Origin of the sequence: Methylocystis sp. SB2 (assembly GCF_049817085.1) — a bacterium.
Taxonomy (GTDB): Bacteria; Pseudomonadota; Alphaproteobacteria; order Rhizobiales; family Beijerinckiaceae; genus Methylocystis; species Methylocystis rosea.
The window spans coordinates 3536895-3543058 of record NZ_CP187401.1; the positions used below are offsets into that span (position 1 = coordinate 3536895).

A 6164-nucleotide genomic window follows, 5' to 3' on the forward strand; every position below is an offset into this window, starting at 1 on the left:
CAGCGGTCGGTGGAGACGGCTTCCGACAGGCTCAGTTTGGTGGTTTCGCTCAGGGTGCGGGGTTCTGGCCGTTGGTCAGCTCTCCATCCTGGGGTTTGCCGCTACGACGGCACAATCGCTGCTTAAGTCGGGAAAAATTGGAACACTAGGCGGGAGTGTGTCCCAATCCTGGGCGGGGGGCTCACGAGTCGGGCGGGTTGAATGAGATTATCGGTTTCTAGGGAGCTTCACGACTATTGGGGGCGATTGAAGGGAGAACGGGCGGCACCGGATCGAGCGGAGATCGATCCCGTCGCGATTCGCCACATACTGCCCGACATCTTCATCATCGAAGTGGACCCGAAACGCCGACTTCCGCTCCGTCTCTGCGGCGCTCGGGTTAACGCCCTCTGGCAGCGCGAGCAGAAAGGACGCCTCTTCCTCGATTGGTGGCGCGCGCCGCGACAGGAGGCCATGGCTGAGGCGATTCGCCGGGTCATCGACGCCCAAACGCCGCTTGTCGCACGCGCCCGGACAGCGCCGTACCGGGATGCGGCGGAACTCGAACTCCTGCTTCTGCCTCTGCTTCACTTCGGTAAGAGCTGTTCGCGCGTGCTGGGGTCGCTTGCGCCGGCACAGCGGCTTGAGTGGATTGGAATTTGTCCCGTGGGATCACTCGACCTGGTCGCCGCGCGGGCGCTGGAGGACCAGGCGGCGGAGGGCTCAGAAGAGGATTGGCGCCGCGCCGAGATCGCGCCGTTGGCCGATCGCTAGCGGCCTCTTCGAGCCAGGATGGCCGTGAGCCATCGCCTCCAATCACGATCATAGCAGAGCGAAGCCTCACGCTATCAGCGCGTGCCCACCTCCTTTTGCGCTCCATAACTCGAGTCGCGACATGAACCTCCGGCCAGACGATTCATGCCTGCCGAAGGCGCTGCTCCGATCAGCCCTTCGCGGTGGGCGAGATCGAGCCAGTCGATCCAAACTCTGAGCGCTGCGCCATTGTGGCGCCGGCGCCACACCAGCCGGAATTCCGACCGAACGCCCGCCAGATACGGGGCTTTTGGATTGACTGTGCGCGGCCTCGACTGATTGAGTGCACTGCATGGCGAGCGATCGCTGAAGGTTTTCAACTAGGCAATCGGGCGAAGGTTTCCGCCTCAAGCTAAAGAGGACACAGATGAAAAAAGCTCTTTCCGTCGCCGCTCTTGTGGTCGCGCTGACGGGCTCGGCTTTGGCGGCCGATCTTCCCAGCTACAAGGCTCCTCCGCCGCCCCCGCTGCCGCCGCCGCCGCTGTGGACTGGCTTTTACGTCGGTCTGAATGCTGGCGGAACGTGGGCGAATAGCAATTCCGTGACCACTGGCGTCGCGCCGATTGCCACCATTGGAGATTTCCCCCACGGCGGCGGTGCCGCTCAGCAGGCCTCCTACCTTGGGGCGATGGCTTTGACGACCTCCGGAACCGTGCCGATTAACGGCGGCGGCTTCATCGGCGGCGGCCAGATTGGCTATAACTGGCAGTTTTGGGGCGGTCGCCTTGTCGCGGGCGTCGAGGCGGACATCCAGGGTGTGGCCGGTTCCGGAAGCTCGAAGACCCTTGGCACACTCGCGCCGGTCACCGTCCCCCAGAATGCCGGAGAAGCGTATGTCGGAGGTATTTCCTCCACGAAGCGGCTCGATTATATAGGCACCGTGCGCGGTCGCCTCGGCTGGCTGTTCACCCCGACCCTGCTCGTTTACGGCACCGGTGGTCTCGCCTATGGTGGCGTGCAGACGAGCACTTCCGTTTTCAATGCGAATACGGTGCTTTGTTGCAATCACTTGCCCCCCATCTTCGGCGCCTCGGCCTTCTCCGATACGCGCGTCGGCTGGACGGCGGGCGCCGGACTTGAGTGGATGTTCATGCCGAACTGGTCCGCCAAGGTCGAATATCTTTATTACGATCTGGGCACTGTGAACGCCGCCTTCTTCATACCGGCGGTTGACAACGTTACGGGGTTCCAGGCCTTCTTCGCTGGGCAAACCAGGGCCCGCTTTAACGGCAACATCGTTCGCGCCGGCGTCAACTATCACTTCAACTGGGGTGCTGCCCCGATTGTTGCGAAATACTGATCCAGCCTGACGATCCATATGAGAGAGCCCGGCCGATTGGCCGGGCTCTCTATTTTAGAAGAGCCTACGCCCCATTTTTCGTTTACAGGGGGCTCACGCCCATTTCGCAAATCTGATGGCGGCGGCGCATTGCCTAACCTGAGGCGACGCTGTATCGAATTGATAATTGCTTCCGGGCACAGGCGTCGCGTGTATTGCGAGGATGTTTTCGATCTCATCGATCGGCTCACGCGCGCCGAGAGATTTCCCATTCCCAACAGCTTCCTCAGTGAATTCCTGCGGGCGACAGGCCTCGCGAACGTCGCTTACCTCGCCTTCAACATCCCGACAGGGCTGGCCGACCGACCGCTGCTGTCCGCCGTTCATGCCGCCTCGTGGCGAAAATCCTATGCCCAGGCGCGCCGTATCGATCTCGAGCCCGTCCTGCGGGTTGGGTTCGGCGGGATAATGCCGCTCGATTGGCGCCTGCTGGATCGAGACGATCCGATAGTTCGTAAACTCCTGGGCGAAGCGATGGAGCTCGACTTCGGCGCCGAGGGCGTCTCCATTCCCCTGCGCGGCCGAAGCGGCGAATATGCGCTGTTTAGCGTCTGCTGCCCTGAAGACGCTTCATCCCTGCTGGCGCCGCGCCATGACCTGATTCGCCGGCTCATGGCGATAAGCGCGATTTTTCACGCCGGCGTGCGAGACTCACTTGCCATAGAACGCCACGTCGACATGCGGTTGTCGGATCGGGAGCTGGTTTGCCTGCGCCTCAAGGCGAAAGGGATCAGAGATCATGAGATCGGGGTCGCGCTTGGCGCGGGTCCAACTGCTGCGCGCTTCTGGCTCGAAACGGCGCGCGCGCGGCTTCACGCCGATTCGGTCGACGACGCCGTCGAGGAGGCGTGCCGCATAGGGCTGATTCGGGTCGGCGTTGAACGGCTTGGTTCCGCGATCGAGTCCACTCCCGCTGACTTTTCTTCGATCAATCGGCGGGAGCGATGATCGCGCTGCTGCCTGGCGAATCGCGCGCGCTTTTTCCCCGTCTGATGGATGAGATGTATGACCTGCGCCTCGGCGCTGCTCGCGCGCATGCCGGGCGGCCGTCCGCTGCGGTCCATCGCATGGCGGTCGTCGATTATTTTGATTCGCTTGATCCGCTCTACGTTCTTGCGCTCGACGAAATGGAAGGCGTCGCGGGAGCGCTGAGGGTTCTGCCGACGACCGGCGTCACGATGTTGAACGACGGCTTCGCGGGAGCGGCGCTGGATGGTCTGCGCGTCGAAAGCCCGCTGATTTGGGAAGCGAGTCGTTTGACGCTCCGCGCCGCCGGAAATTCTCCCGCGACGGAGGCCGCCATCGATCGCACGATCGGTCAGCTCGGCGTCGCGTTGAATGCGATCGCCCAAACCGCGGCGCTGACGCATGTGATCGGCGTTTTCGACAGGTCGATGCATCGACTGCTGTCGCATCGCGGCTGCGCCGGCGAGACATTAGCCCCGCAGATGCCCATCGACGGCGCCGACATGTTTGCTGTGCTCTATGAAGTCGGCGCGGCGATGGACGCGCCATTCAGAAGTCTTGCGGGCGACGCCTCGGCGCCGCCGATCAATCTTGCCGATCTGGAACGTCTGCGCCAGATGGACTGCCGGTCATGAACGAAACGGCCTCTCTCCGGGCGAGCCTCCGAGGGGCAATTTAAAAGATCAGGACGTCGGCGTCTCGCCGCAGGGCGGCGAGCGACGCTTTTGTGGCCGCGAGGGTCAGGCGTTCACGAACGCGGTGATCGCAAGCGTAATGGCGGCGGCCGCGGCAAAAATCGAGAGAATCGCTGAGATCGCATTCATGGCTTTGTCCTGTGGCTCGCTGCCCATTGAGGAAACGAAGAGCCGCATCTGAGGCAGGCGCGACAAATTAGCGCACCGACTTAGAAATATGCCAAGTAGGAAAAGGTTTTGCGATGCACCTGCCACGCCACTTAGAAGAGCGCTGCGCTGTTTCGGCTTGCGGCCAGTAATCCGCCTCTAAACAATGGTTAGTCGGCTCGGCTTTAGCGTCTGTGCGCCGCAATGACGATTAATCCGTCAAAGACATAAGCTTCGCTTTGAGGTCGCCGATTTCCAATTCGGCCTGCACCTGATCGCTGACGTCATATTGCACGCCGAGGAAATACAGCAGGCGGCCGTCGGCGTCGAAGAGCGGCGTGATGTTGAGCTTGTTGTGAAAGAGCGCGCCATCCTTGCGATAATTGCGCAGCGTGACTTCGACCTGTTCTCGATTGCGGATCGCTTCGCGCAGCCGCAGTCTTCCTTCTTGATCGCGGTCGTCGCCCTGAAGAAAGCGGCAGTTGCGTCCGATAATCTCGTCGAGTTCATAGCCGGTGATCCGCATGAACGGTCGATTGGCGTAAATGATCGGCGAATCTTCGAGGTCGGGGTCCGCGAGCGTGACCCCGTTGACGCAGGCGTCGAATATGGTCGTCAGCATTTTCGGAATGATTTCCGCTTCCTTGCGCAGGGCGAAAAGCTGGCCTTTGTTCTGGCTTCTGGCGCGCGCCCACACCCGATAGGCGCTCGGCGCCATGCCGGCGAAACGCCGGAACGCGCGCCGAAAACTCGCCTCGTCGGCGAAGCCGGCGCTGGAGGCCAACTCCTTGACGGGCTTGGCGCTGGTTTCCAGCAACATGCGCGCAGTCTCGACGCGTATCCGATCGATGAAGGTCTTCGGCGACTCTCCGGAGGCCAGTTTGAGCCTGCGATGCAGCGTTCGCTCGGACGTCGATAGCGCCCGTGCGAGCTCTTGAGCGCTCATTGACGAGTTGGACTGCCGAACGATTCGCTCGGCATCTGACAAAAAGGCGCCGGCGCCTTCGTTCAGCCCGGTTGTGTTGTAGACGGTCGGGTCGAGCTGCGCGCCTTTGAAGGGCGCGGCCTCGCCGAGGGTGAACTCCGCCGCGATTCGCGCCGCATCGACCCCGCAAAGCTCACGAATGACATGCAGAGCGACGTCGATCCACGACAAGGGGCCGGCGGCCGTGACCACTCGACGGTCCTCGATCAGCCGAGCGCCCCAGGCGGCGTCGATTCGGGCATACCGTTGCTTCAGCTCCTCATGATGCCGCCAGCTCGTCGTGCAGCGGCGGCCATCAAGGAGACCCGCCTCACCGAGAAGAAAAACGCCCGTTCCACAGCCTGCGATGAGCGCCCCGCGCACATGGTGGCGCCGTAGCCAGGCGGCCGTCGCGCCAAAGCGCGACATGTCCGGCGGCTTTCCGTCCTCGCCGGGCCAGAAACTCGGCACGATGATCGCGTCGCAGCTGGTGATGGCCTCGAAGGACGCGGCGACGGGGAAGCTCGCTCCCGCGCGATCGCGGATCGCCTCGCCGTCCGCGCTTGCCGCAACGACATAGAAAGGATCTTCAGCGTTTTCAGTGGGCGCGGCGGCGCGAACGACGGCGCGCCGCGCGAGCGTCAAAATATCCGTCAGTCCCGAGAAAGCCGAGCCCAGGCATTCATTTAGGCCGGCGATGACAATCTTTTTCATCCGCTCAACTTTTGGCGAATTATGACGCCTGTTTGGCTATTGCGCCATCCTGACCTAGATTACTTCTAATCTCATCCTGCGCTAGTCGAGGCATCTTCGGCTTCCGGTGGGGGATGCATACATATTGACGACGACGCCCCGGTCCGCCGCGGCTCTCGTCATGGAGGTGAAAATGAAGGCGAATTGGAAGAAATATTTGCCTTGGGTCCTGTTCGTCGCAGTCGGCGCGTTGCTTTTCGGGCTGTTCCAGCATCAGCAGACCCGCACGCCGGCTCGCGAGATCACCTTCAGCGAGCTGCTGGTGCAGATCGACGAAGGCCGCGTCCATGACGTGACGATGTCCGGCAATGAGATTTCCGGCCACTTTAACGACAACCGCTCCTTCACGACCTACGCGCCGAGCGATCCGAGCCTCGTGCAGAAGCTTGAGTCCAAGAAGGTGCAGATCAGCGCCAAGCCCGCGAACGACAGTCCGGGTTGGCTCACGACTCTGCTCGTCAATGGGCTGCCGCTGCTGCTCTTCATCGCCGTCTGGATTTACATGGCG

Annotated in this window: 6 protein-coding genes and 1 pseudogene; 5 read left to right on the top strand and 2 right to left on the bottom strand. The window is 62.1% G+C overall.

Features of this window, described 5'->3' with window-relative positions; all coding sequences use genetic code 11:
* The first annotated feature begins 201 nt into the window (after positions 1-201).
* The 4 genes from ACPS74_RS17225 (at position 202) to ACPS74_RS17240 (ending at position 3732) form a co-directional block, all read left to right on the top strand.
* On the top strand, positions 202-753 hold the full coding sequence (locus tag ACPS74_RS17225; protein ID WP_029648468.1) for a PAS domain-containing protein: 552 nt from the start codon (positions 202-204) through the stop codon (positions 751-753).
* A gap of 406 nt (positions 754-1159) precedes the next feature.
* On the top strand, positions 1160-2092 hold the full coding sequence (locus tag ACPS74_RS17230; RefSeq protein ID WP_029648467.1) for an outer membrane protein: 933 nt from the start codon (positions 1160-1162) through the stop codon (positions 2090-2092).
* A 189-nt stretch (positions 2093-2281) separates the two neighbouring features.
* Complete coding sequence (locus tag ACPS74_RS17235; RefSeq protein ID WP_239754608.1) at positions 2282-3079, top strand: autoinducer binding domain-containing protein; 798 nt, start codon at positions 2282-2284, stop codon at positions 3077-3079.
* On the top strand, positions 3076-3732 hold the full coding sequence (locus ACPS74_RS17240; RefSeq protein ID WP_029648465.1) for an acyl-homoserine-lactone synthase: 657 nt from the start codon (positions 3076-3078) through the stop codon (positions 3730-3732). The genes ACPS74_RS17235 and ACPS74_RS17240 overlap by 4 nt, the downstream gene beginning before the upstream one ends.
* 105 nt (positions 3733-3837) lie before the next feature.
* Here ACPS74_RS17240 and ACPS74_RS17245 read toward each other — a convergent pair whose 3' ends face one another.
* Both ACPS74_RS17245 and ACPS74_RS17250 read right to left on the bottom strand, forming a co-directional pair.
* Positions 3838-3969, bottom strand: a complete 132-nt coding sequence (locus ACPS74_RS17245) for a hypothetical protein (protein ID WP_281431712.1) — start codon at positions 3967-3969, stop codon at positions 3838-3840.
* A gap of 181 nt (positions 3970-4150) precedes the next feature.
* Positions 4151-5617 carry a GlxA family transcriptional regulator gene (locus ACPS74_RS17250; RefSeq protein ID WP_029648464.1) on the bottom strand — a complete coding sequence of 489 codons (1467 nt, stop codon included), beginning with the start codon at positions 5615-5617 and terminating at the stop codon, positions 4151-4153.
* Between the two features lie 172 nt (positions 5618-5789).
* Between ACPS74_RS17250 and ACPS74_RS17255 the strand changes: the two are divergent.
* Positions 5790-6017 (top strand): annotated as a pseudogene (locus ACPS74_RS17255) (ATP-dependent metallopeptidase FtsH/Yme1/Tma family protein); the annotation flags it as partial.
* Positions 6018-6164: the final 147 nt, after the last annotated feature.

Excerpts from the sequence above, each read along its gene's own strand:
- ACPS74_RS17225 (WP_029648468.1), top strand. The coding sequence starts at position 202 with ATGAGATTATCGGTTTCTAGGGAGCTTCACGACTATTGGGGGCGATTG.
- ACPS74_RS17230 (WP_029648467.1), top strand. The coding sequence starts at position 1,160 with ATGAAAAAAGCTCTTTCCGTCGCCGCTCTTGTGGTCGCGCTGACGGGC.
- ACPS74_RS17240 (WP_029648465.1), top strand. The coding sequence starts at position 3,076 with ATGATCGCGCTGCTGCCTGGCGAATCGCGCGCGCTTTTTCCCCGTCTG.
- ACPS74_RS17245 (WP_281431712.1), bottom strand. The coding sequence starts at position 3,969 with ATGCGGCTCTTCGTTTCCTCAATGGGCAGCGAGCCACAGGACAAAGCC.
- ACPS74_RS17250 (WP_029648464.1), bottom strand. The coding sequence starts at position 5,617 with ATGAAAAAGATTGTCATCGCCGGCCTAAATGAATGCCTGGGCTCGGCT.